The organism is Collinsella sp. AF05-9 (assembly GCF_003465595.1).
Lineage (GTDB): Bacteria > Actinomycetota > Coriobacteriia > Coriobacteriales > Coriobacteriaceae > Collinsella.
The window spans coordinates 1-23,419 of the sequence record NZ_QSBB01000017.1 but is presented as its reverse complement, the minus strand read 5'-3'; the positions used below and the strand labels follow the sequence as shown (position 1 = coordinate 23,419).

Sequence of the window (23,419 nt, the reverse complement as noted above, 5' to 3'; positions counted from 1 at the left end):
GTTGGCCCCTTGGTAACGGGTGGCCCCATTGTGCGGAATGTACCGAACATCTCCGTTTGATACGTTTTCCCATGCTGCCGGGGGGGGGGCGTCCTCGGCACCTCAGCATGTCGGAAGAAAGGAGACCAGATGCGCAGGAATTCCATTTTTACGAAACGGTGGGTGAAGGGAAGCGCGGTCCTCGTTGCCACTGCAGCGACGCTCGTGTTTGCCAATCCCCAGCAGGCGATTGCCACGCCACTCAAGGGCGTCGACTCGGCGACCGTGTCCCAGTCTGCCTCGAATGTCGTCGACATCGATTTCGCTGACGGCATCAAGGGCCGTATTACGTTCCTCGAGGACGGTATTTTCCGTTATAACGTCGACCCCAAGGGTGAGTTTTCCGAGTACGCCACGCCGCGCAGTAAGTCCCACACGGCTAAGATCCAGGCTCAGCCCGATACCTCGGACACCTACAGCAAGCCGAGTGCGACGGTTGCCGACAAGGGCGACACTATCGAGATCACCGGCGGAAAGGCGACCGTGATCCTGGACAAGGCGACTGGCAAGATGAGTATCAAGTCAGGCGACCGTGTCGTGGTTTCCGAGTCCGCGTCCCTCGACCTTGATAAGAAGGGTACCGTCCAGACGCTCGCCAAGGAGAAGTCCGAGAACTTCTTTGGCGGCGGCACCCAGAACGGACGCTTCCTGCACACCAACCAGACCATCGCCATCTCCAACACGAACAACTGGACCGATGGCGGCGTTGCCTCGCCCAACCCGTTTTATTGGACGAGTGACGGCTACGGCGTGCTCCGAAACACGTTTGCAGAGGGTTCCTACGACTTCGGTTCCACGGACTCATCGACGGTCACGACTTTGCACAGCGAGAATGAGTTTGATGCCTACTACTTCGTGGCGACCAACGAGGGAGCTTCGAACGTGGCAACTGAGATGCTGCAGGACTACTACAAGGTGACCGGTAACCCGGTACTGCTGCCCGAGTACGGGTTCTACCTTGGTCATCTTAATGCCTATAACCGTGATGGCTGGTCAACGACCTCGGGTCAAAAGAAGTGGGAGACCAAGGGCAGCAAGTCCTCGAGCGAGAAGGGCGACGTTAAGTACGAGTCTGGCATGTCGACGGGCTACAAGCTCGACGGCACACTTGCGGCCGAGACGCTCAACGGTGAGGGCCCTACGGTTGATACCGAGAACATGAAAGCGACCGATTTCGACCGCCAGTTCTCTGCTCGGCAGGTTATCGATGACTACGAGGACAGCGACATGCCGCTCGGCTGGTTCCTGCCGAACGACGGCTACGGCGCCGGCTATGGCCAGAACGGTTACTACAAGACCGGCGGCGTCAACTCCGACGGAGCGAGCTCGGCCGACCGTCTTAACGCTGTGCGTGCCAACGTCGACAACCTTAAGAAGTTCACCGAGTATGCCAACTCAAAGGGTGTGAGCACGGGCTTGTGGACCCAGTCCAACCTTGAGCCCGACAGCAACCCTGAGACCCCGTGGCATCTGCTTCGCGACTTCGACGCCGAGGTCAAGACGGGAGGCATCACTACCCTTAAGACCGACGTTGCCTGGGTTGGATCTGGCTACTCCTTTGGTCTTAATGGCATCAAGACAGCTTATGACACGGTGACGACCGGCGCTAACAAGCGCCCCAACATCATCACGCTCGATGGTTGGGCCGGCACGCAGCGCTTTGGTGGCATTTGGACCGGCGACCAGTATGGCGGTAACTGGGAGTACATTCGCTTCCATATCCCCACGTATATCGGTCAGAGTCTTTCGGGCAACCCCAACATCGGCTCCGACATGGATGGCATTTTTGGCGGTGACCCCATCATCTCTGCGCGTGACTACCAGTGGAAGACGTTCACGCCCTCTATGCTCGACATGGACGGTTGGGGCACCTACCGTAAATCGCCCATGACGCACGGCGATCCCTACACAGGCATCTCGCGCTTCTACCTCAAGCTCAAGGCGCAGCTCATGCCCTATATCTACACGAGCGCGGCCTCGGCGGCCAACATCGACACGGGTAACGGCGATGCCGGCCTGCCCATGATCCGCGCCATGCTGCTTTCCGATAACTCCGAGTACGCCGCAAGCACCTCGACGCAGTACCAGTATATGTTCGGTGAGAACTTCCTAGTGGCACCGGTGTATCAGGATACCCAGGCAGACGAGAACGGCAACGACATTCGCAATGGGATTTACCTCCCCAACTACGGCACCGACGAGAATCCCACCATCTGGATCGATTACTTCTCGGGTAAGCAGTATCGCGGCGGCCAGGTTCTCAACAACTACGAGGCTCCGCTTTGGAAGCTGCCGCTGTTTGTGAAGGCCAACGCTATCGTGCCGATGTACGCCGAGAACAACAACCCCGAGGCCGTGAGCGACACCAACACCAAGGGTACCGACCGCAGCCAGCGTATCGTCGAGTTCTTCGCCACCGAGGGCGACGGCACCTTTACGCAGTACGAGGACGACGGCTCCTCCATCGAGAACAACACGACTGAGGACGATTCCTACGGTACGATCGACAATATCTCCTACGGTGAGCATGTGAGCACCGTCTACAGATCCAAGGCCGCAGGCGGCACCGCGACCTTTACCGCCGAAGCCTCGCAGGGTGGCTACAACGGCTACGACTCCAATCGCACCACGACCTTCGTGGCCAACGTGTCCGCCAAGCCCATGAGCGTCGTCGCCAAGAACGGCGGATCCGCGCTCAACGTGGTTGAGGTCGACTCGCAGGAGACCTTTGACACCGCGACCCCCGAGGCCGGCCAGGCGGTCTACTTCTACAGCGAGACCCCTAACCTCAACCACTACGGCAGCGATGTGGACGGCACCGAGGCCGAGCGGGGCGAGAGCTTTAACAACACCAAGATCACCACGAACCCCAAGGTCTACGTCAAGTTCGCGAAGACCGATGTTGCTGCGGCGGCGCAGACGCTCGAGCTGGGCGGTTTCGTGAACGCCGACGCCACGCTCACAGCCGATCGCCTCAACGAGAGCCTCTCCGCACCCACGAACCTTGCTGCCCCCGAGGACGTCACGACCCCAACGAGCATCAAGCTCACCTGGGGAAAGGTCGATGGTGCTACCTCCTACGACCTTAAGGTCGACGGCACCGTGTTCGCCGTGGGTGATGCGGCCGAGTTCACGCACACCGACCTCGCCTACAATAGCAAGCACACCTACCAGATTCGTTCGCGCAACGCCGAGGGCTACTCCGCCTGGAGCGATGTGCTCGAGGCGAACTCCGCACTCGATCCGTGGCGGAACGTCCCCGACGCCGAGCAAATCACCTGGGAGGGCTCACTTTACGGCAGCCATAAGGCCGAGCTCGCCTTCGACCATGAGTTCCAGTCGGGCGACGGCGGTTTCCACTCCGGTGGCAACGATCTGGGCAAGGCGCTTACCGTTGACTATGGACGCGCTTACAAGCTCGATAAGCTCGAGTACTATCCGCGCGATGACGCCGGCAACGGCACTGTGACCAAGATGCGTGTTGAGACGAGTCTCGATGGCGTCCACTGGACGAGCCAGGAGGTCGATTGGGCACGTTCCGCTGATTGTAAGACGGTAGCGTTTGACGGCACCGTGGCCGCCCGTTACGTGCGCATGACACCGCTCGCCTCGGTCGGCAATTTCTTCTCCGCGTCCGAGATTGCCATCTACAAGACCGACGGCACGGATGGCTTCGCCGTGGGCTCCAACCTCAACAAGGCCACGATCTCCGACGGAGACTACTCCAACATGAAGAACTATCTGGGCCTCGAGAATCGCGAGCCCGATACCCCGACGTTCGGTTCGCAGATCCGCGACCACTTCGCCGACCTCAACGATAACGGCGTTTACGACGTCTACGATTACTCGTTCACCATGGCGGGTCTTGACGGCGGCACTAAACAAAAGGGCAAGGTCGCAGGTTCGCTCGCGGTGATTCCGAGCAAGACCGAGGTCGAGGCCGGTGATGAGATCACCGTTGATGTCTATGCGGCCGACGCCAAGAACGTCAACGCCCTGGGCGCTCTCGTCAACTTCAAGAGCGACCAGTTCGAGTTTGTGTCCGAGAGCATCGCGCAGGACGGCTCGACTGCCGGCATGGAGAACCTGTCTCGCGAGAAGGTCCAGTTCGCGGACAGAACGCAGACTATCAATCTCGCCTTTGCCAACCGCGGCGATGGCAAGCTCTACAACGGTACCGGCGCGGTGGCGAGTTTCAAGCTCAAGGCCAAGACCGCCGGCAAGGTCGAACTGCCCTCGACATCTTGGCTCATCGGTCCGGCATGCGACGCACTTGAGTTTGCGAGCGACGGCACGGTGACGATGCCGGATGTTCCTCAGCCAACGGTCGCCGAGTACGGTCAGGACGCCTTCAACATCACGATGACCAACGATGAGCTCACGACCGACGACGGGACCAACGTCGAGAAACTTATCCAGCAGAAGAGCTATAACGCGCTGTTCGATAATAACGAGGGCGACAACGGCTTTGAGTTCCTATGGAACTGGAGCGGCAACTGGGACAGCGAGGGTAAGCTTCCGAGTTACGTGAAGCTTCCCACCACGATGACATTCGCATTTAAGACGCCGTCGAAACTCGATAGTGTCGAGGTCGTTAACCGCAACGGTGGCAACGGAACCGTGCAGAAGATCAAGGCTGTCGTGACGTTCGAGGATGGCTCGACCCAAGAGTTCGCGGGCGGGGAGTACGATTCCTTCCTGGCTCGCTACGCCTTTGACCTCTCTGCCGAGAACAAGGGCAAGAAGGCGACCAAGGTCGAGGTCACGCCGCTTGAGGCATCGGGTGACCAGATGCTCACACTGCGTGAGGTCAACTTCAACTACACGCAGGGTGTCGAGGCCATCGAGGGTGTCGAGCTAGGCAAGAACCAGACCGAGTTCTTTGAAGGCGACATTACGCCCGTCGACGCCAAGGCTACGCCTGAGAGCGCTGGCTACCCCTATGTGACGGTCGAGAGCTCCGACCCCTCTGTGGTAAGCGTCTCCGCTGTTCAGGCTGGCGATAGCGTGAGCTACTACCTGCGTGCCAACAAGGCCGGCAAGGCAAAGATCACGGTGGCGTCGGTACTCGACCCCTCCAAGACCGCATCCTATGAGGTCGAGGTCAAGGCTGGTGTCGATACCTCTGCGCTCGTAGCAGCGCTTTCCAAGGCCGCGGGCTACAGCGAGTCCGTCTACACCAAGGATTCCTATGCAGCTCTCACCACTGCGGTCGAGGCGGCTCAGAAGCTCCTCGACAGCGGCCAGGGCAGCTATAGCAAGAAGGATGTCGCAGACGCCACAGCCAAGATCGAGAAGGCAATCGACGGCCTCAAGATGCGCCCTGTTGATGAGAAGATTCTCATCAACACGCCCGAGAACCGCAAGAACGTCAAGGTGGCCGGCTTCTCGAGTGAGGCCGACTACGAGGGCAGCAACGCCGTCAACGCTCTCGACGGCGACGAGCGGACGCTTTGGCACAGCGACTGGGCCCATGGGACCGGTATGCCCCAGTATCTGAGTGTCGACCTGGGCCGCGACTACGATCTCACCGACGTTACATTCCTGCCGCGCCAGGACGGCGGCACTAACGGCGATATCTTCGAGGCCGAGATACTGGTCTCCGACACTGCCGACGGTTATGAGAAGGGCACCGCCGCGTCGATGGGTACGTTCGCCTTCGACAACGATGGCCGCGTGCTCACCGACCGTGGCGACTGGAAACAGATGAGCTTTGGCGCCGCGCGCGGTCGCTACGTGACCGTCAAGGTGATTCACGCCGGCGGGGGCGACGTTGATGCCTACTGCAGCATGGCGGAGCTCAAGTTCTACGGTACGGCCGTCCCCGATCCGGTGGCGAAGGATGATCTCACTGCCGCGATCGAAAAGGTTGATGCCGAGCTTGCCGCCGGCGACCTCAAGGCCGGCGACTACACCGAGGCCTCCTGGACGGCGCTCGAGAACGCCCTGGCGAGCGCCCGCGCCATCTTGAGCGACGAGGATGCCACGCAGGACGAGGTCGACCAGGCGCTCAGGGCGCTCGAGAGCGCCCGCGACGCGCTCGAGAAGACCCCGGTGGTCCCGGTCGAGAATCCGACTAAGAAGCAGCTCAAGGCCCTGGTCAAGCAGGCGAAGGAGACTGACACCAGGGGCAAGACGGCCGAGTCTGTCAAGGCCCTGACGGATGCCATTACCTACGCCGAGGACGTCTTGGGTGATGAGAATGCTTCCGACACCCAGATCCAGGCGGCCTATAGCCAGCTCAAGCTGGCCATTGAGAGCCTCAAGGATGCCGATTCCGGCAACCAGGGCGGCTCGGGCAACCAGGGTTCCGGCAATGGCTCGAACGGCGGCAACCAGGCGGGCAAGCCCGCAGGCGACAAGGCCCAGGGCAGCAAGAAGAACGGTTCGGCGATTCCCAATACCGGAGACCAGACGGCGGCGACCGTCGCGACCGTCGGTGGTCTTGGCGCCATCATCGCCGCGATCGGCGCTTTCTTCCATCGTCGCAGCAAGGCTAAGTAGCCCCAGCAACAGCTAAGCAAGTGTGCCCGCCGTCCCACCCAAGGACGGTGGGCACGCTTTTTGAATGTAGGCAGAAAGCTCCGACCCTTCGGCCTTAATCTCGCAAAGCGTTCCGTCTCCCGCCGAACACATCAGCATCGGCGGCTATACTTGAATTATTTGCAGTTAAGGGTCGCGGATTGGCCGCGTCACCGCTCTCAACAGGAGGTCTTTGTTTATGGCAGATCAAAAGCCGGTTGTCGGGATCATCATGGGTTCCAAGTCCGATCTGGGCGTTATGGAAGGTTGCACCGCCGAGCTCGAGGCGCTGGGCGTGCCCTATGAGCTCGTCATTGCGAGCGCACACCGCACACCGGCGAAGGTCCACGAGTGGGCTTCGACTGCCGCCGATCGCGGTATCAAAGTGATTATCGCCGCTGCCGGCAAGGCCGCCCACTTGGGTGGTGTCGTGGCTGCCTTTACGCCGCTGCCGGTTATCGGCGTGCCTATGAAGACGAGTGACCTGGGCGGCATGGATTCGCTGCTGTCGATGGTGCAGATGCCTTCGGGCGTGCCCGTGGCCTGCGTTGCCATCAACGGCGCCAAGAACGCCGCCATCTATGCCACACAGATTCTGGGTGCTTGCGACCCCGAGTACCGCAAGGTTATCGAGAAGATGAAGCAGGAGATGGCTGACGCCTAAGCGTCCCACCGTTTCACCGCAGTATAAGGAGAGCCATGTCCGATTATCAGGGAAAACGATTCAAGGCTTCTCAGATTCCCGATCCGTCGAAGCCGGGTGCTGCCCGTGCGGCACAGCAGGGTCGGACATCCTCTCCTCAGCAGCCGCGCGCGCCGCGCCCCGTGACACCGGCGACGCATCGTCGACAGGACGCGCCGGCCGCATATCGTCCTTCGTCTTATAGCTCCGCTAAGAAGCCGCCCCGGTCTTCATCGCATGCCGCGCCGTCGGATCGCACCGAGCCGCCGCGCAAAAAGCGCCACTCCATTATTCCCATTCTGCTCATCATCATCGGTATCGGTCTGATTGTCGCCGCCGCCGCTATTTTTATTAATGCCCAGATTGGCTATAAGCAGGCGAGCGATTCGTATCAGAAAATCGAGAAGCAATATGTAAGCGATAAGGACGCCAGCGGCGTGCCGATTATCGACTTTGATGCGCTTGCTCAGACGAACCCCGAGATTGTGGGTTGGATTTACGTGCCGGGAACCAACATCAACTATCCCGTGGTGCAGACCAACAACAACTCCAAATACCTCAACACGCTGTTCGATGGCACGTCTAACGCCTCGGGTGCCATCTTCTTGGATAGCGATGACACCGCGCCGGGAATGGTCGACCAGCAGACCACGATCTACGGCCACCATATGAACGATGGGTCGATGTTCAACGTGATTTCGGATACGACTGACCAGGCAACGTTCGATAGCATTGAATATGTGTACTACATCACGCGCGATGCGGCGTATAAGTTGCGTCCGCTGGCGACCAAGGTGGTCGAGGACACGTATGCCAAGGCGCGCACGACCAATTTTGAGGGCGACGACGGACTCAAGAACTACCTGTCCGAGATGCTCGACGGCGCTTCTGCCGTGGCGAGTGATGCCACCGATCGTGCCGCTTCGGCAACTAAGGTTGTAACGCTTGTGACCTGTCGTTCGCTGTCGCTGAGCAACACACGCGCCGTCATGGTGCTCACGCCGGTCGAGGAATAAGTTGTTCGAGAGTAGCTAAAAAGGCCCCGTCCCAAATTGGCTACTCGACGACGGTAAGGGAGAAATGATGCTCGAGAGTGGCAAATTGATGCCTTCGATTGATGCTTGGCTGCGCGAGGCCAAGGCCGATGCTTCGGCGGCAGGCTGTGGGATGTATCTGACGCATAACGGTGTGGTGCGCGCGACGCCCAAGGCTGAGGTGCGCGGAGTCGAGACCGATGGCGTGGCGCCAGGCCACAGGGTGGGCGGCATGGTCTTTGACTACGACGCCGAAAAGGTACGGTCTGCTATCGAGGCGACGCGTGCGATGCCGGGTATCGGCTATGTGCGTGTGTGGCTGGCAAGCGGCGAGCTTGCCGTAGGTGACGACATCATGCTCGTGCTCATCGGCGGGGACATTCGCCCGCACGTGGTCGATGCGCTGCAGGCGCTCGTTGGCACCATTAAGAACGAATGCGTGAGTGAGGTCGAGCGCGAGGCGTAGAGGCTTGCGTCGATAGAAGGATCGTTTATAAAAATGCCCACCGGTACGTGTGATACCGGCGGGCATTTTGCGTTTTGGGCGCGGTGGGCGCTACACGCGCGTCGCATCCTTGGGGCTCATGGTCATGCTCTGGAAGCGGTTTTCCATGTACTCGTTATCGAAGTGCTCTCCGTAGAACTGTGCGACGGGAATGTCCGGCTCCGTGCCGTTAACGCGCTGGTACCAGTAGTCGAGCGACTGCAGCGTCATGACGCCGTCGACCAGCATGATAACGGTAAAGATGACGGTGGCCGAGTAGCGGCTCTTCCAGGGGATCTTGTTGATAAGCTTAAGCAGCCTCGGCAGCAGCAGCTTGATCCAGATGAGGCCGCCCAGGCCCCACAGGCAGGCGAAGCCCGTGCAGGTGCGTCCGCCCGTGAGGACCACGAGCGGATCGGGCAAACCGAACAGCGTTATGTGCGAGTAGCTCCACGAGACCACGCCAAACGCGGTCTGCATAAACCAGCCCACGAACACCTCAAAGCTGGCGCCGAGCAGGGCGCTCACCAGGAAAATGATGATGGGGTTCTTTTTGTAGAAGCGGTTAAGCACCATGGTCATGAGCACGGCGCCAAATCCGTAGATGGGGCTGAAGGGGCCAAACAGCATGCCGGCGCGGTTCTGATAGACGCCCGGGTCGTCGACCGTCATGTGCCAGATGTCCTCGGCGATCAGGCCGAGTATGCAGCAGACAAAGAACACCCAGAACAGGTTGAAGTAGTTGAGCTTGATGTAGCCCTCGCCGGTTTCATCGCGGCCGAGCATGCCCTCGGCGGCAGCGTCGCGGTCGAGCATCTCCTGCAGGCGGCGCTGCAGTTCGCGCTCCTGACGCAGCGTGGGGTCGACGGTTGCCGAAAGTGCAACAAGGATGCCGAGCTGGATCGCGGGACGCAGCAGGAAGGGCCCGATGCCCTGGAGCATCACGTCGACCAAAAGCTCGACGACGGTGAATGCAATAAGGATGTAGGACAGGCGGGCGGCGTTGCGGCGCTGGTTTTTGATAAGGTCCAGGCCAAAGATGATTAGGATGACGGCACTTGCCGCAGAGAGCATGATGCCGGCGACGATAAGGCCGACTGCGACGAGCGTGTTGTCGCCGAGCTTTTCGGTGGCGTTGCCGTTAACAAGTGCCGTGATGACCTGCCACATAAAGGCAGCGACCGACGGGAGCGTGCCCACGCCGGAAAGGATGCACAGGACGGCGTACACCTTAATGATGAGGGGAATCTTCTTGACCTCTGTGGCGCTGGGGACGCTGGGGTCGAGTTCGTTTCGATCCATACAGAACCTTTCTCGCTTTGTTGTCGGTTATAAGGATACGCCGCAGACCTGCCAAAAGACAGGACGAACGTCCCAATTGCAACTTTGTAATCCCCAACGGTGGACGCGGCGGCCATCTGGGGCGCGGGCGCTTGCACTGGACGGACCGATAAAATGTTTGGCCACAAAACGGATTATCTGCTCGGTGGGCTTTTAAAAAGCGCTGCTCATGCGCTGGGGAGCGCGTCGCGCCGTGCGTATAATAAGGCGGGTAACGCCAAAATACGAGGCTCTGAGGGGATGCCATGTCTCAAGAAACCATCCGCGCGGCCGAGCGCGCCGCGGGACAGGTGAACGCCATGTCGACGTATGATCCGGACTCCGACCAGCTGCATGAGGAATGCGGCGTTTTTGGTGTTTGGGCGCCCGATCGCGACGTGGCTCGACTGACGTACTTTGGCCTGCGTGCACTGCAGCACCGTGGCCAAGAATCGGCGGGAATCGCCGTGGGTGACGGCGGTACGGTTATGGTCCGCAAGGATCTGGGCCTGCTCGACCGCGTGTTCTCCAATGCCGACCTGTCGACGCTCTCCGGTCAGCTGGCCGTGGGTCATGTGCGCTACGGCACCGCCGGCGCCAAGAGCTGGGAAGCCTCTCAGCCGCACCTCTCTACCATCAATAGCGTCATTATCGCGCTCGCGCACAACGGCACCCTCGTCAACACCGACGAGCTGCGCCGCCAGCTGATCGAGCTGGGCGTGCTGTTCCTCTCCAATTCGGATTCCGAGGTCGCGACCAAGCTCATCGGCTACTTTACCCAGCGTACGGGCCACCTGCGCGAGGGCATTCGCAAGACCATGGAGCTCGTGCGTGGCGGTTATGCCATGACGCTCATCAACGAGCAGGCGCTCTACGCCTTCCGCGATCCGCATGGCATTCGCCCACTGGTGTTGGGCAAGCTGGTGGACGAGGGCCTGGACCAGGCCGATGCCGCATCCGTTTCGCAGCTGCCGTCGCAGGACGGCGCCGCGACGGTTGACGTTGCCACCCATGTCACCCGCGCCGGCGGCTGGGTCGTCGCCTCCGAGACTTGTGCGCTCGATATTGTGGGCGCCGAGTACGTCCGCGACGTCCGTCCCGGTGAGATTTTGCGCATCAGCGCCGAGGGCCTTGTGTCCGAGCAGGGCGTGCCTGCTGCCGAAGAGCCTGCTAACTGCATCTTTGAGCAGGTCTACTTCGCTCGCCCCGATTCCATCATGAACGGCAAGAGCGTCTACGCCTGCCGTTATGACATGGGTCGTCAGCTGGCACATGAGGAGCCCGTCGAGGCCGACCTGGTCATCGGCGTGCCCGACTCCGGCCTGCCGCCCGCGGAGGGCTATTCGCACGAGAGCGGCATTCCCTTTGGTGAGGGCCTTATCAAGAACCGCTACGTGGGTCGTACGTTTATCGAGCCTACGCAGGAGCTGCGTGCCATGGGCGTGCGTATGAAACTCAACCCGCTGCGCGACAACATCGAGGGCAAGCGCCTGGTCGTCATCGACGACTCCATTGTGCGCGGCACCACCATGGTGCAGCTCGTCAAGATGCTGCGCAACGCCGGCGCCAAGGAGATTCACATTCGCATCAACTCGCCCGAGGTCATCTGGCCGTGCTTCTACGGTATCGATACCGACGTGCAGTCGCAGCTTATCAGCGCCAACAAGACGGTCGACGAGATTTGCGAGTATATCGGCGCCGATTCGCTGGCCTTCCTTTCGGTCGAGGGCCTGCTTAAGGTCATGCCCAAGGGCGGTTACTGCGATGCGTGCTTTACCGGCCGCTACCCCGTGGCGATTCCCGAGAGCTTTGGCCGCGACAAGTTTATGGAGGGCTTTAAGCCCCGCAACCTGGACAAGCCGCTGCACTTTGACGACGACGCCGTGATCGAGAAATACGACGACCGCAGCTGGGAAGAGGAGCACGGCGAGGCATAAAACCTGCCATATGGGGACAGGTTTATTTTGGTAGGTTTTACCTGCTGTTTTGTTGATATGACGGCGCGTGCTGTTATGGCGCGCGCCGAAATGAACGCAACTATGAGCACCGTTTGGCGCCCGTGCGGCGCCACGGTAGTGGGAGAGGAAGGCTCAGATGAGCGACAGCAAGCATGTGACGTACGAGGACGCCGGCGTCGACACCGCCGAGGGCGGCCGCGCCGTCGACGCGATTAAGCAGATGGTCAAGGACACTAACCGTTCCGAGGTTATCGGTGGCATCGGTGGCTTTGGCGGCCTGTTCTCGGCCGCTGCGCTCAAGGATATGGAAGACCCGATCCTGATTAGCGGTACCGACGGCGTGGGCACCAAGCTCGTGCTCGCCCAGATCATGGACCGTCACGAGACGGTTGGCCAGGACCTGGTCGCTATGTGCGTCAACGATATTCTGGCTTCGGGCGCCGAGCCGCTGTTCTTCCTGGACTACGTTGCCATCGGTCACATCGAGGCCGAGCACATGGCAAAGATTATCAAGGGTGTGGCCGACGGCTGCAAGCTCGCGGGCTGCGCGCTCGTGGGCGGTGAGATGGCCGAGCACCCGGGCGTCATGGCTCCCGCCGACTACGACCTTGCCGGATTTACCGTGGGCGTCGTCGACCGTCCCAAGATGCTCGACCCCGCAAACGTCCGCCCGGGCGATGTGATCCTGGGCCTGCCTTCCACCGGCGTGCACTCCAACGGCTACTCGCTCGTGCGTAAGGTCATTGGCGTCGACGGCGTTAAGCCGGGCACGCCCGAGGCCGTCGCTAAGGCCGAGGAGCTGAGCCGTCCGCTCGAGGAGCTCGGCGGTGCATCGCTGGCAGACGCTCTGTTGGCCCCCACGCGCATCTACGTCAAGCCGATCCTGGAGCTGCTGCGCGGCGGCGCCAACGTGCACGCCATCGCCCACATCACTGGCGGCGGTATTACCGAGAACCTCAACCGTGCGCTCGCCGATGACGTCGACGCCGTGGTCACCCGCAACGGTGCCGAGATGGGTTGGGACGTTCCGCCCGTCATCACCTACGTGTCGCGCCAGGCCGAGCTTGCGCCCAACGAGGCATGCAAGACCTTCAACATGGGCGTCGGCCTGTGTCTGATCGTCGCCCCCGAGGACGAGGCCGCCGTGACCGAGGCACTGGTCGCGCTGGGCGAGAAGCCGTTCCGCGTGGGCGAGTGCGTCGAGGGTTCCGGTAAGGTCGTGTACTCCGATGAGCGCTAACGAGCAGATGGCTGCTGCCGAGGGCCTGGACTTTGTGCCCTATACCCGTCCGACTGGCACCGATACGGCTGAGCCGCTCAAGATCGGTGTGCTCATCAGCGGTTCGGGTACCAACTTGCAAGCGCTGATCGATCTGATTGCCGCCGGCAAGCTCAACGCTTCTATTGAGCTTGTGGTGTCGAGCCGTCCTTCGGCCAAGGGTCTGCAACGTGCAGAGCGTGCGGGCATCCAGACGCTTACGCTGTCCAAGGATGTCTATGCCGACCCCATCGCCGCCGACGAGATCATCGCGCACGAGCTGCTCGAGCGCGGCTGCGAGTATGTGGTCATGGCCGGCTACATGCGCATGGTGCATACACCGCTGCTGGCGGCGTTCCCCAACCGTGTGGTCAACCTGCACCCGGCCCTGCTGCCGAGCTTTACCGGTGCCCACGCGATTGACGATGCGTTTGCCCGCGGCGTCAAGGTGACCGGCGTGACCGTGCACTTTGCCAACGAGATCTACGACAACGGCCCCATCATCGCCCAGCGTGCGCTGGCTGTTGAGGAGGGCTGGGACGTCGACACGCTCGAGGAGCACATCCACGCGATTGAGCACGTGCTGTATCCCGAGGTCGTGCAGATGCTCGCCGATGGCCGCGTCCACGTGCTGGAGAACGGCAAGGTCGCAATTGATGCGCCCCGCGGCTAGCGGTGCACAGTGCAATTTAGTTGAGTGGTTAGGGTGGTCATTGGCGCCAAGGCGCGTGTGGCCACCTTTTGTTTTGGGTAGTCATCGGGGACGTTCTTGAATGACTAGGTGAGAGAGGTGAGCGCATGGCGGATAACGAAGCGCTGTTTGCGCCTGAGCTGGTGTTTTTTGATTGGGAGTGTGCGACGCCGGATGAGGTGTTCGCGCGGCTTGAGGGCGAGCTTGTACCGCGTGGCTACATTGCCGACGGTTGGTTCGACGCCGTTCGCACGCGCGAGGATGCCTATCCCACGGGTCTTGCCATGCCGGCGGCAAACATTGCCATTCCGCATACCGATCCGGGGTTTGTGGCCAAGCCCTATATCGCGGTGGTGAAGCCCGCCGCGCCCGTGACATTTAACGCTATGGCTGGCATGGGCGCTCCGGTGCCGGCGCAGATCGTCATCAATCTGGGCATCGCCGAGCCGGGCGGCCAGGTCGAGGCCCTGCAGGCGCTCATGAACATCTTTATGGACGCCGATGCCGCAGCCGACGTGCTCGGCCAGACCACGTCCCAGGGCATGGTCGATGCCATCCGCCGTCACTTCTAAGGTGCCGGCTGCCAGAGCTGTCCCCTTTGCACCAAAATGGTGCAGATTAACCTGTCCCCAATGCACCAAGCGTGCCGCGGGGGCTGCGTTGTGACACAATGGCGTTTGTTCGATTCGTTATGCGAAAGGCCAACTATGGCAAATAAGAAAAAGAACCCCGCACCCGAGCCGACGCCCGAGCAGCAGGCTCGCGCCGCCTCCAGCTCTCGCAAGAAGCAGCGCAAGACCCGCGTGTCCAAGACCGTCAAGATCGTTCTGGTGGTCATCGGCGTGCTGGCAATGCTGCTTTCCGTCTCGGCCATGGCGTGCTCCGGCCTGATGTCGCAGGCAGAGGATACCTCGGGCTACAAGCTTACCGGCGGTGTAGCTGCCACTATCAACGGCACCAACCTCACCGAGGACACCGTGACCAAGCAGATCATGAGCATGCGCACGTCCTACGGCTACACCAATGACAAGGACTGGGCGCAGTACCTGGTCGACAACGACCTCACGCCCAAGAAGTACCGCAAGCAACTCATCGACTCCTACACGCAGCAGATTCTGCTTCAACAGGCACAGAAGGAGAACGGCGTGACGGTGTCGGACGAGGAGGTCGAGAAGGCTTGGAAGGACGCATGCAAGAGCGCGAGCGGTGCCAAGGCCTTTAAGAAGACCCTCAAGACCTACGGCTATACCGAGGACACCTACAAAGACTCGCTCAAGGAGAACCTGGCACAGCAAAAGCTTAAGGACGCCGTCGCGCCCACGAGCAAGCCCAAGGACAGCGAGATCGTCGATTACATCAACGAAAACCTGTCCAGCTACAACGACGCCCGCCGCTCGTCGAACATCCTGATCAAGGTTGATTCCGACGCTTCCGACGAGAACAAGGCTGCCGCCAAGGCCAAGGCGCAGGAGTGCCTGGACAAGATCAACTCCGGTGAGCTGAGCTTTGAGGACGCCGTTGAGCAGTACTCCGAGGACACCGGTTCCAAGGAGAAGAAGGGCGATGTGGGCTGGGATAAGCTCACCACCTTTGTCGACAGCTACCAGACGGCGCTCGAGGGGCTCAACAAGGGCGACGTGAGCGAAGTCATCGAGTCGACCTATGGCTACCACATCATCAAGTGCACCGACTACTTCCATGTCGATAATCAGGTTGATGACATCAACCAGGTGCCCAAGGCCATCAAAAAGTACGTCTCCAACGTGGTGAAGACGCAAGCGGCCAGCACTGCGTACAGCGAGTGGCTGGAGCAGTACAAGAAGGATGCCGACATCACCGTCAACCCCATGCCCAAGGACGTACCCTATAACGTGAGTCTGAAGGGCGTTACCAAGAGTTCGACCGACGATTCGTCGACGACTGAGTAATCATGGGGCGGTGCTCGCGCGAGTGCCGCCCACGCTATTAGAGAGGATTTGCAGATGACCAACGAAGAGCTGCAGAAGGAAATGATCGCGGCCATGAAGGCTAAGGACAAGGTTCGCCTGTCCATCATTCGCCAGGTCAAGGCCGAGGTGAAGAATATCGAGGTTAACGAGCGCCGCGATGTGACCGAGGAAGACGTCAACAGCATGATCAAGCGTCTGATTAAGCAGACGAGCGAGACGCTGGAGATGTCCATCAAGGCCGGCACCGACCAAGAGCGTACCGACAACCTGACCGAGCAGGTCAAGATTCTGGAGAGCCTTCTGCCCGCGCAGGTTTCGGGCGAGGAGCTCGAGGCCCTGATCGAGCAGGTCATCGCCGAGCTGGGCGCCACGTCCAAGAAGCAGATGGGCCAGGTCATGGGCGCTCTGGGTAAGGCCACTGGCGGCAACTTTGATAAGCCGGCAGCAGCAAAGATCGTTGGAGCCAAACTCGCGTAATTTGTTATGCGGTTTTACCAAACCGCGTAACGGCTCGACGCTGCAAACCCGTACACACGGCAATCTGACGTTCAATTTCAAGGGCGCGACCATAAGGTCTGCGCCCTTTCATTTCACGTCACCTTGCTCGCGTGTACGGGTTTTCGCTGACTTATGCTCAACAAGGGCGGTTGTATTATTTTCGGTGCTCATTGGGGACAGACTTAAATGAGTACCCACGGGGGGTACTCATTTAAGTCTGTGCCCAATGAGTGGGCGGAAGGTTGCGGGTTCTTTACGGGGATGTAGCGTGGGCTGCGGAAACGTGGTTCTTTCCGTACAATAGTTCAACTCGTGTAAACGCAGGGAAGGGACATTCATGGCAGACATGATCGAGATCAAGCATCTCAACAAGTACTTTGGCGACCTGCATGTGCTCAAAGATATCAACCTCACCGTCAAGCGCGGCGAGAAGCTCGTAATGATCGGGCCTTCTGGTTCGGGTAAGTCGACGCTCATCCGTTGCGTCGATTATCTGGAGGAGCCTACGTCGGGCGAGGTCGTCATCGACGGTACGCCGCTCACCAAAAAGAATCACCTGGAGATGGCTCGCAAGTACAGCTCCATGGTGTTTCAGCAGTTCAACCTGTATCCCAACATGACGGTGCTCGGCAATCTGACGCTCGCGCCCATCAAGCTGCAAAAGAAGAGCAAGGAGGAGGCGACCGAGATCGCCATCGCCGCACTCAAGCGCGTCGGCATGGCGCATAAGGCCGGCGAGTATCCGCAGAATCTCTCGGGTGGTCAGCAGCAGCGCATCGCCATCGCCCGTGCCCTGTGTACCAAGCAGCCCATCATCCTGTTTGACGAGCCGACCTCGGCGCTCGACCCCGAGATGGTCCAGGAGGTTCTGGACGTTATGATTGAGCTTGCGCAGGAGGACATCACCATGATCTGCGTGACGCATGAGATGGGCTTTGCGCGCCAGGTGGCCGACCGCGTCATCTTTATGGAGGACGGCCGCATCCTGGAGGAGGGCACGCCCGAGCACTTCTTCGATAACCCCGAGAACCCGCGCTGCCGCGAGTTCCTGTCCAAGATCCTGCACTAGGCGTGGTGATGGACATGACGGATATGACGAGGGCGGCCGTGTCGCGCCGTCACTTTTTGCAGCTGGCGGGCGCTGGCATGCTCGCGCTGACGGGGACCGCGCTCACCGGTTGCGGTAACTCCGCCGGCGGCGACGGCTCCGACAAGGGCTCCAAGCTTGCGACCATCAAGTCGCGTGGGCACCTGAATGCCGGCGTTAAGAAGGATGTTCCCGGCTACGGCTATTACGACACCGCCAAGGGTCGCTTTGAGGGCATGGAGGTCGATCTGTGCTACCAGATCGCCGCTGCCGTCTTTGGCGTGAGCTACAAGGAGGCCCGCGCCCAGGAGCTGGTCGAGTTTACCGACGTAACGCCCAAGACGCGCGGCCCGCTGATCGACAACGGCCAACTCGATGTGGTCGCGGCGACCTACACCATCACCGACGAGCGCAAGAAGAGCTGGGATTTCTCGACGCCGTATCGCACCGACTACGTGGGCCTCATGGTCAAGAAACGTTCGGGCTTTACCTCGATTGAGGACCTGGACGGCAAGGTCATCGGCGTGAGTCAGGGTGCCACCACGCAGGGCCTGATCGAGCAGATGATCAAGGATAACGGCTTTACCTGCGAGCCCGAATTTAGGGCCTTTAGCGGCTACCCCATCATAAAGAGTTCGCTCGACGCCGGCAATATCGACGTCTTTGCCATGGACCGCTCCACGCTGGCCGGCTACATGAACGAGACTGTCGAGCTACTGCAGCCCGAGGTCAAGTTTGGCGAGCAGGGCTACGGCGTGGCGACCAAGAAGGGCTGCGACCTCTCGGCCGTGGTCGATCAGGTGGTCTGCGATCGCTTGGCCGACGGCTGGCTCGATCAAGAGGTCAAGACCTGGGGTCTTGTATAGGCGTATCGTCCAAGGAAGGAATCAAATGCTCGAAGGATTATTTGACGCCGACCGTTGGTCGACGACATTTCAAAACATGGGGCCCTTCTGGGAGGGCTTTGGCGTGACGCTGCAGGTGGTTGTTGCCGGACTGCTGCTGTCGCTGGTGCTGGGCACGCTGCTGGGCGTGTTCTCGACCACCCGTTCGCGTGTGCTGCGTGGCATTAGCCGCGTGTACGTGGAGTTTTATCAGAACACCCCGTTGCCCGTGCAGGTGCTCTTTATGTACATGGCCGGCCCGCAGTTTTTGCAGGCCATGACCGGTGCCGACCAGCCGGTGCGCATCGCGCCGTTCGTGCTGGGTTTCTTGGGCGTGGGCCTGTATCACGCGGCCTATATCTCGGAGGTCATCCGTACCGGTATCGAGGCTGTCCCGCGCGGTCAGATGGAGGCGGCTCAGAGCCAGGGTTTCACCCGCGCGCAGGCCTACTGGTACATCGTGCTGCCTCAGACGTTCAAGATCATCCTGCCGCCGCTGTGTAACCAGGCGCTCAATCTGGTCAAGAACACGTCGGTACTGGCGCTCGTGGCCGGCGGCGACCTTATGTATCGTTCCGACAACTTTGTGAGTCTGTACGGCTACCTGCAGGGATACATCGTCTGCTGCCTTATGTACTTCATCATCTGCTTTCCGCTCGCCATGCTGGTGCAGTGGCTCGAGCGCCGCTCCAAGGAGCGTCCGCGCGGCGTGAGCCTGGCCGAGCTGGGGCTCGACAACGTAGAGGAGGCCTAGCGCATGGAAATCTTCAACGCGACCAACCTGCTCTACATTTGGGGCGGTTTTGTTAAGACCATCGAGATCTCGGCGCTGTCGATCTTTTTCTCGCTCATCTTTGGCACGGTGCTGGCGCTTGTTAAAAGCTATGCGCCCCGCCCGTTCCGTATTTTGGTGAGCGCCTATATCGAGCTGTTCCGCTGCACACCGAACCTGCTGTGGATCCTGTTTATCTACTTTACGGTGCAGGGCTTGGACATCGTGATCTCGACCATCGCCTTTACGCTGTTTACCAGCGCCGTTATGGCTGAGATCGTGCGCGGCGGTCTTAACTCGATTCCGCGCGGCCAGTTTGAGGCGGCGCAGAGCCAGGGCTTTGGCTTCTTTGCCACCATGCGCTACATCATTCTGCCGCAGACGTTTAAGACGATCATTCCGGCGCTGTTTAGCCAGTGCACGACCGTCATTAAGGACAGCTCGTATCTTTCGGGCATTAACGTGGCCGAGCTCATGTACACGGCAAACGTCGTGATGGCCCATGCGATCGACCTGTCGCAGGTGCTTATGCTCTACGGCCTGGTGTTTGCGATGTACTTTGTGCTCAACTTTGGTATCTCGCTGCTGGTTCGCGCATATCAGAGGCGAATGGTGGCAGCGTAGAATGTGACAAAGGGACTGTCCCTTTGTCACATAGAGAAAGGAATCGCGATGAGCGATCTGGAGAATAAGAAGAATCCTGTGGTCATTACCATCGCGCGCGACTTTGGCGCCGAGGGCCACGAGATTGGTCGCATGCTTGCCGACGAGTTGGGGATTCCGCTGTACGATAACGAGCTGCTGGTACGTGCGTCGCTGCGCGCGGGCGAGTCGCTCGACAAGATGGCCGCCTACGACGAGCGTCTGGCCGTGGAGAACATGGCGTTCCTGCCCGACCGCTACGACGCGCGTTCGTACTCGGACAAGTTGTTCCAGAAGATGAGCCAGGTGATTTTGGACCTGGGCGAGACCGAGAGCTGCATTATCGAAGGCCGCCTGTCCGATTACCTGCTGCGTAACAACCCCAACCACATTGCCGTATTGGTGACCGCTCCTTTTGAGGACCGCGTCGAGATTGTGCGCAAGAAGCGTGGCCTTAATAAAAAGAAGGGCGCCAAGCTGGTCAAGCAGCAGCAGAAGGCGCGCGAGGCGTTCTATAAGCGCTACAGTGCCGGAAAGTGGAAGATGACGAGCGGCAAGGATATCGTCGTCAACCGCGCCAAGCTGGGCCGCGAAGGCTGCAAAGACGTCATAGCCGCTGCCTACCGCTACAAAGTGGCTCAACTCGAAGGCTAGCCGACCAAAAACCACCGCAAAGGGCACCTTTGTGGTGGTTTTTGTTTTAGGCCGAGGGGAAGGCCTTGGCGGCAGTGCCTATCCTCGGCTTTTGCATAGTCTCGATCTGTAACACCAAGCCAGCGAAAATGGCTCTAACTGTTACAGATTGAGATGAACCGTTCGGCCGTCAGCCCAACGTCTTGATCTGTAACACCAGGCGGCATATTTGGTCTCTAACTGTTACAGATTGAGATGCAGCGTGGCCGGCCGGCACAATATCTCAATCTGTAACAACTGCAGGGCTCAACGGGCTCCAGGTGTTACAGATCGAGACAAACTAGTCGGTCAGGCTCCCAACCACCACAAAGGGGACAGGCACCTTTGTGGTGGTCTGGGCGGCCGTTATAAAAAGTCCCCGCCGGGCGTGTGCTCGACGGGGACTTTGCCGTTTGATGGCTAGCGCTGTGGGTGATTACTCGCCCAGCAGGCTCTTGGTGATGGAGGCAGCGGCCTTCTTGCCGGCGCCCATCGCCAGAATGACCGTAGCGGCACCGGTGACGATGTCGCCGCCGGCCCAGATGCGGGGATCGGTGGTCTGGCCGGTCTCCTCGTCGGCAACGATGTAGCCCCACTTGTTGAGCTCCATCTTGCCGCCGATCTTGGCAGCGAAGGGGTTGGCGTTGGTGCCGATAGCCGAGATCGCGACGTCGCAGGGGATCTCCTCGATGGCGCCCTCGATGGGCACCGGGCGACGACGGCCGGACTCGTCAGGCTCGCCGAGCTCCATCTTCTGGACCTTGACGGCGCACACGGAGCCGTCCTCGCCAGCGACAAACTCGAGCGGGGAGACGAGCGGCAGAACCTCGACGCCCTCGGCCTTGGCGTGGTGCAGCTCGGCGCGACGGCAGGGCATCTCGTCCTCGGTACGACGGTAGGCGATGATGGCGTGCTCGGCGCCCAGACGCTTGGCGGTACGGACGGCGTCCATAGCCACGTTGCCGCCACCAAAGACGACGACGTTCTTGCCGTGCTTGGTGGGGGTGTCGTACTCGGGGAACTTGTTGGCCTTCATCAGGTTCACGCGGGTGAGGTACTCGTTAGCGAAGAAGACGTTGGGCAGGTTCTCGCCGGGGACGTTGAGGAACTTGGGCAGGCCAGCGCCGGTCGCCACGTAGATGGCGTCGAAGCCCTGCTCGAACAGCTCCTCGGCCGTGGCCATGTTGCCCACGACGGAGTTGTACTCAAACTTGACGCCCATGTCCTCCAGGCCGTCAATCTCGCGCTTGACGACTGCCTTGGGCAGACGGAACTCGGGGATGCCGTAGACCAGCACGCCGCCGCCGGTGAAGAAGGCCTCAAAGACGGTAACGTCAAAGCCGTTGCGGGCGAGCTCGCCGGCGCAGGTGATGCCGGACGGGCCGGAGCCGACGACGGCGACCTTCTTGCCGTTCTTGGGGGCCATCTTGGGCGTGGAGGCGAGCTCGGGGCGGTCACCCAGGAAGCGCTCGAGCTGGCCGATGGCCACGGGCTCGGACTTCTTGCCACGGATGCACTTGCCCTCGCACTGGTTCTCCTGCGGGCAGACGCGGCCGCAGATGGCGGGAAGCATGGAGTCCTCGCGGATGGTATCGAGAGCGCCGCCGAAGTCCTTCGCGCGGATCTGCTCGATAAAGCGGGGGATGTTGATGTTGACGGGGCAACCCTCAACACAGAACGGCTTCTTGCAGTTGAGGCAGCGCTCGGCCTCGGCCAGCGCCATCTCCTCGGTGAAGCCCTTGTCGACGGGGCGGAAGTCGCAGGCGCGCTCGGCAGCCGGCTCCTCGTTATCGGGGGTGCGGGGCGACTTCATATCGGCAACGAAACGACCGTTAACTAGTGGCATGCGCAGCTCTTTTCCTCATAGGCCTTGAGGGACTCGCCCTCTTCGGAACGGTAAGCGGCCTGGCGGGCACGAAGGTCATCCCAGTCGACCAGGGTGGCATCGAAGTCGGGGCCGTCGACGCAAGCGAACTTGGTCACGCCGCCCACCTCGACGCGGCAGCAGCCGCACATGCCGGTGCCGTCAACCATGATGGGGTTGAGGGACGCGGTGATGGGGGTGTCGTACTTCTGGGCGGTGAGGGTCGAGAACTTCATCATCGGAACGGGGCCGACGCAGAAGACCTGGCTCACGGCCTTGTCCTGCAGCAGGCGCTCCAGCGGAGCGGTGACAACGCCCTGCTCGCCGTAGGAGCCGTCGTCAGTGGTGATGTGGATGTGGTCCTCGTCGAGGAGCTCGCGGAACTGGTCCTCCATGAGCAGGAGGTCCTTGGTGCGGGCGCCCATGATGGCGTGAACTTCGTGACCGGTCTCGACCAGGTGCTTGGCGACCGGGAAGGCAATTGCCAGGCCGACGCCGCCGCCAATGACGGCGCAGGGGCCCTCGGCCATCTCGGTGGGAACGCCCAGCGGGCCCACGACGTCGCGCAGTGACTCGCCGGCCTCGTAGGTGGAAAGCATCTCGGTGGTCTTGCCGATCACCATGAAGATGAACTCGACCCAGCCCTCGTCACCGTTCCAGCCGGCCAGGGTAAACGGGACGCGCTCGCCCGTCTCGTTGGCGCGAACCATGAGGAACTGTCCAGCGTGCGCATGCTTGGCGATTGCGGGCGCCTCGATGCGGAACTTGAACACCTTCTCCGAGAACTGCGTCTTCTCCAGGATCTTATACATAGAACCCCTCTCTTGTTAGGGCGGCCGAACCGTGCCTCCACGGAAATGGACGGCAGCCCGAATAAAACCGTACGCGCACAGGCGTTGTGCAGACATACAGTACGAATTATACCCTCATGGACATGCTGTTTACGTGTGTCTTCGGCGGTTGGGAAAAGGGTTTATCCGCTCCTTGATTGGCAACTTCATCCGAACACTTCCCACATTCATCCGTACATGTACGGATGAATGTGGGAATCCGATACCCTGAG

The 23,419-nt window shown here is 60.5% G+C and carries 18 protein-coding genes; 15 read left to right on the top strand and 3 right to left on the bottom strand.

Annotation, left to right across the window (positions count from 1 at the left end; all coding sequences use genetic code 11):
* The first annotated feature begins 129 nt into the window (after nucleotides 1–129).
* The 4 genes from DWV43_RS06330 to DWV43_RS06315 all read left to right on the top strand — a co-directional run bounded on the left by DWV43_RS06330 (nucleotide 130) and on the right by DWV43_RS06315 (nucleotide 8,743).
* Complete coding sequence (locus tag DWV43_RS06330) at nucleotides 130–6,543, top strand: discoidin domain-containing protein (RefSeq protein WP_117817453.1); 6,414 nt, start codon at nucleotides 130–132, stop codon at nucleotides 6,541–6,543.
* Nucleotides 6,544–6,760: 217 nt separating this feature from the next.
* Nucleotides 6,761–7,225: a 5-(carboxyamino)imidazole ribonucleotide mutase gene (purE, locus tag DWV43_RS06325; protein WP_006235810.1), complete on the top strand. Its 465-nt coding sequence runs from the start codon at nucleotides 6,761–6,763 to the stop codon at nucleotides 7,223–7,225.
* A gap of 35 nt (nucleotides 7,226–7,260) precedes the next feature.
* On the top strand, nucleotides 7,261–8,259 hold the full coding sequence (locus DWV43_RS06320; protein ID WP_117817455.1) for a class B sortase: 999 nt from the start codon (nucleotides 7,261–7,263) through the stop codon (nucleotides 8,257–8,259).
* Between the two features lie 64 nt (nucleotides 8,260–8,323).
* The gene (locus DWV43_RS06315) at nucleotides 8,324–8,743 is read left to right on the top strand and encodes a molybdenum cofactor biosynthesis protein MoaE (protein WP_233542722.1); all 420 of its coding nucleotides are present in this window, start codon (nucleotides 8,324–8,326) and stop codon (nucleotides 8,741–8,743) included.
* A 90-nt stretch (nucleotides 8,744–8,833) separates the two neighbouring features.
* Here the strand turns inward: DWV43_RS06315 and DWV43_RS06310 are convergent, their stop codons facing one another.
* Nucleotides 8,834–10,063 (bottom strand): putative ABC transporter permease, encoded by a 1,230-nt coding sequence (locus DWV43_RS06310; protein WP_117564037.1) that lies wholly within the window; start codon nucleotides 10,061–10,063, stop codon nucleotides 8,834–8,836.
* Nucleotides 10,064–10,347: 284 nt separating this feature from the next.
* Here DWV43_RS06310 and DWV43_RS06305 point away from each other — a divergent pair, with 284 nt between their 5' ends.
* The 11 genes from DWV43_RS06305 to DWV43_RS06255 all read left to right on the top strand — a co-directional run bounded on the left by DWV43_RS06305 (nucleotide 10,348) and on the right by DWV43_RS06255 (nucleotide 20,474).
* Nucleotides 10,348–12,018, top strand: a complete 1,671-nt coding sequence (locus DWV43_RS06305; protein WP_117817457.1) for an amidophosphoribosyltransferase — start codon at nucleotides 10,348–10,350, stop codon at nucleotides 12,016–12,018.
* Nucleotides 12,019–12,175: 157 nt separating this feature from the next.
* Nucleotides 12,176–13,279 carry a phosphoribosylformylglycinamidine cyclo-ligase gene (gene purM, locus DWV43_RS06300; RefSeq protein WP_117646159.1) on the top strand — a complete coding sequence of 368 codons (1,104 nt, stop codon included), beginning with the start codon at nucleotides 12,176–12,178 and terminating at the stop codon, nucleotides 13,277–13,279.
* Nucleotides 13,269–13,970, top strand: coding sequence for a phosphoribosylglycinamide formyltransferase (purN, locus tag DWV43_RS06295; protein WP_117817459.1), 702 nt, complete (start codon nucleotides 13,269–13,271; stop codon nucleotides 13,968–13,970). Before purM ends, purN begins: the two co-directional genes overlap by 11 nt.
* Before the next feature lie 125 nt (nucleotides 13,971–14,095).
* A complete protein-coding gene (locus DWV43_RS06290; protein WP_117564041.1) occupies nucleotides 14,096–14,560 on the top strand; it encodes a PTS sugar transporter subunit IIA in 465 nt (154 codons plus the stop codon).
* 135 nt (nucleotides 14,561–14,695) lie between these two features.
* Complete coding sequence (locus DWV43_RS06285) at nucleotides 14,696–15,916, top strand: peptidylprolyl isomerase (RefSeq protein ID WP_117817461.1); 1,221 nt, start codon at nucleotides 14,696–14,698, stop codon at nucleotides 15,914–15,916.
* Between the two features lie 54 nt (nucleotides 15,917–15,970).
* Nucleotides 15,971–16,414, top strand: a complete 444-nt coding sequence (locus DWV43_RS06280) for a GatB/YqeY domain-containing protein (RefSeq protein WP_006235801.1) — start codon at nucleotides 15,971–15,973, stop codon at nucleotides 16,412–16,414.
* 358 nt (nucleotides 16,415–16,772) lie between these two features.
* The gene (locus DWV43_RS06275) at nucleotides 16,773–17,504 is read left to right on the top strand and encodes an amino acid ABC transporter ATP-binding protein (protein ID WP_022094215.1); all 732 of its coding nucleotides are present in this window, start codon (nucleotides 16,773–16,775) and stop codon (nucleotides 17,502–17,504) included.
* A gap of 8 nt (nucleotides 17,505–17,512) precedes the next feature.
* A complete protein-coding gene (locus DWV43_RS06270; RefSeq protein ID WP_117634660.1) occupies nucleotides 17,513–18,388 on the top strand; it encodes a transporter substrate-binding domain-containing protein in 876 nt (291 codons plus the stop codon).
* A 25-nt stretch (nucleotides 18,389–18,413) separates the two neighbouring features.
* On the top strand, nucleotides 18,414–19,160 hold the full coding sequence (locus DWV43_RS06265) for an amino acid ABC transporter permease (RefSeq protein WP_117817463.1): 747 nt from the start codon (nucleotides 18,414–18,416) through the stop codon (nucleotides 19,158–19,160).
* A gap of 3 nt (nucleotides 19,161–19,163) precedes the next feature.
* Complete coding sequence (locus DWV43_RS06260; RefSeq protein WP_006235796.1) at nucleotides 19,164–19,802, top strand: amino acid ABC transporter permease; 639 nt, start codon at nucleotides 19,164–19,166, stop codon at nucleotides 19,800–19,802.
* Between the two features lie 48 nt (nucleotides 19,803–19,850).
* Nucleotides 19,851–20,474, top strand: a complete 624-nt coding sequence (locus tag DWV43_RS06255) for an AAA family ATPase (RefSeq protein ID WP_055251542.1) — start codon at nucleotides 19,851–19,853, stop codon at nucleotides 20,472–20,474.
* A gap of 454 nt (nucleotides 20,475–20,928) precedes the next feature.
* On the opposite strand, the gene gltA is transcribed toward DWV43_RS06255, so the two are convergent.
* The gene (gene gltA, locus DWV43_RS06250; RefSeq protein ID WP_089572633.1) at nucleotides 20,929–22,338 is read right to left on the bottom strand and encodes an NADPH-dependent glutamate synthase; all 1,410 of its coding nucleotides are present in this window, start codon (nucleotides 22,336–22,338) and stop codon (nucleotides 20,929–20,931) included.
* The gene (locus tag DWV43_RS06245; protein ID WP_006235793.1) at nucleotides 22,329–23,168 is read right to left on the bottom strand and encodes a sulfide/dihydroorotate dehydrogenase-like FAD/NAD-binding protein; all 840 of its coding nucleotides are present in this window, start codon (nucleotides 23,166–23,168) and stop codon (nucleotides 22,329–22,331) included. The genes gltA and DWV43_RS06245 overlap by 10 nt, the downstream gene beginning before the upstream one ends.
* Nucleotides 23,169–23,419: the final 251 nt, after the last annotated feature.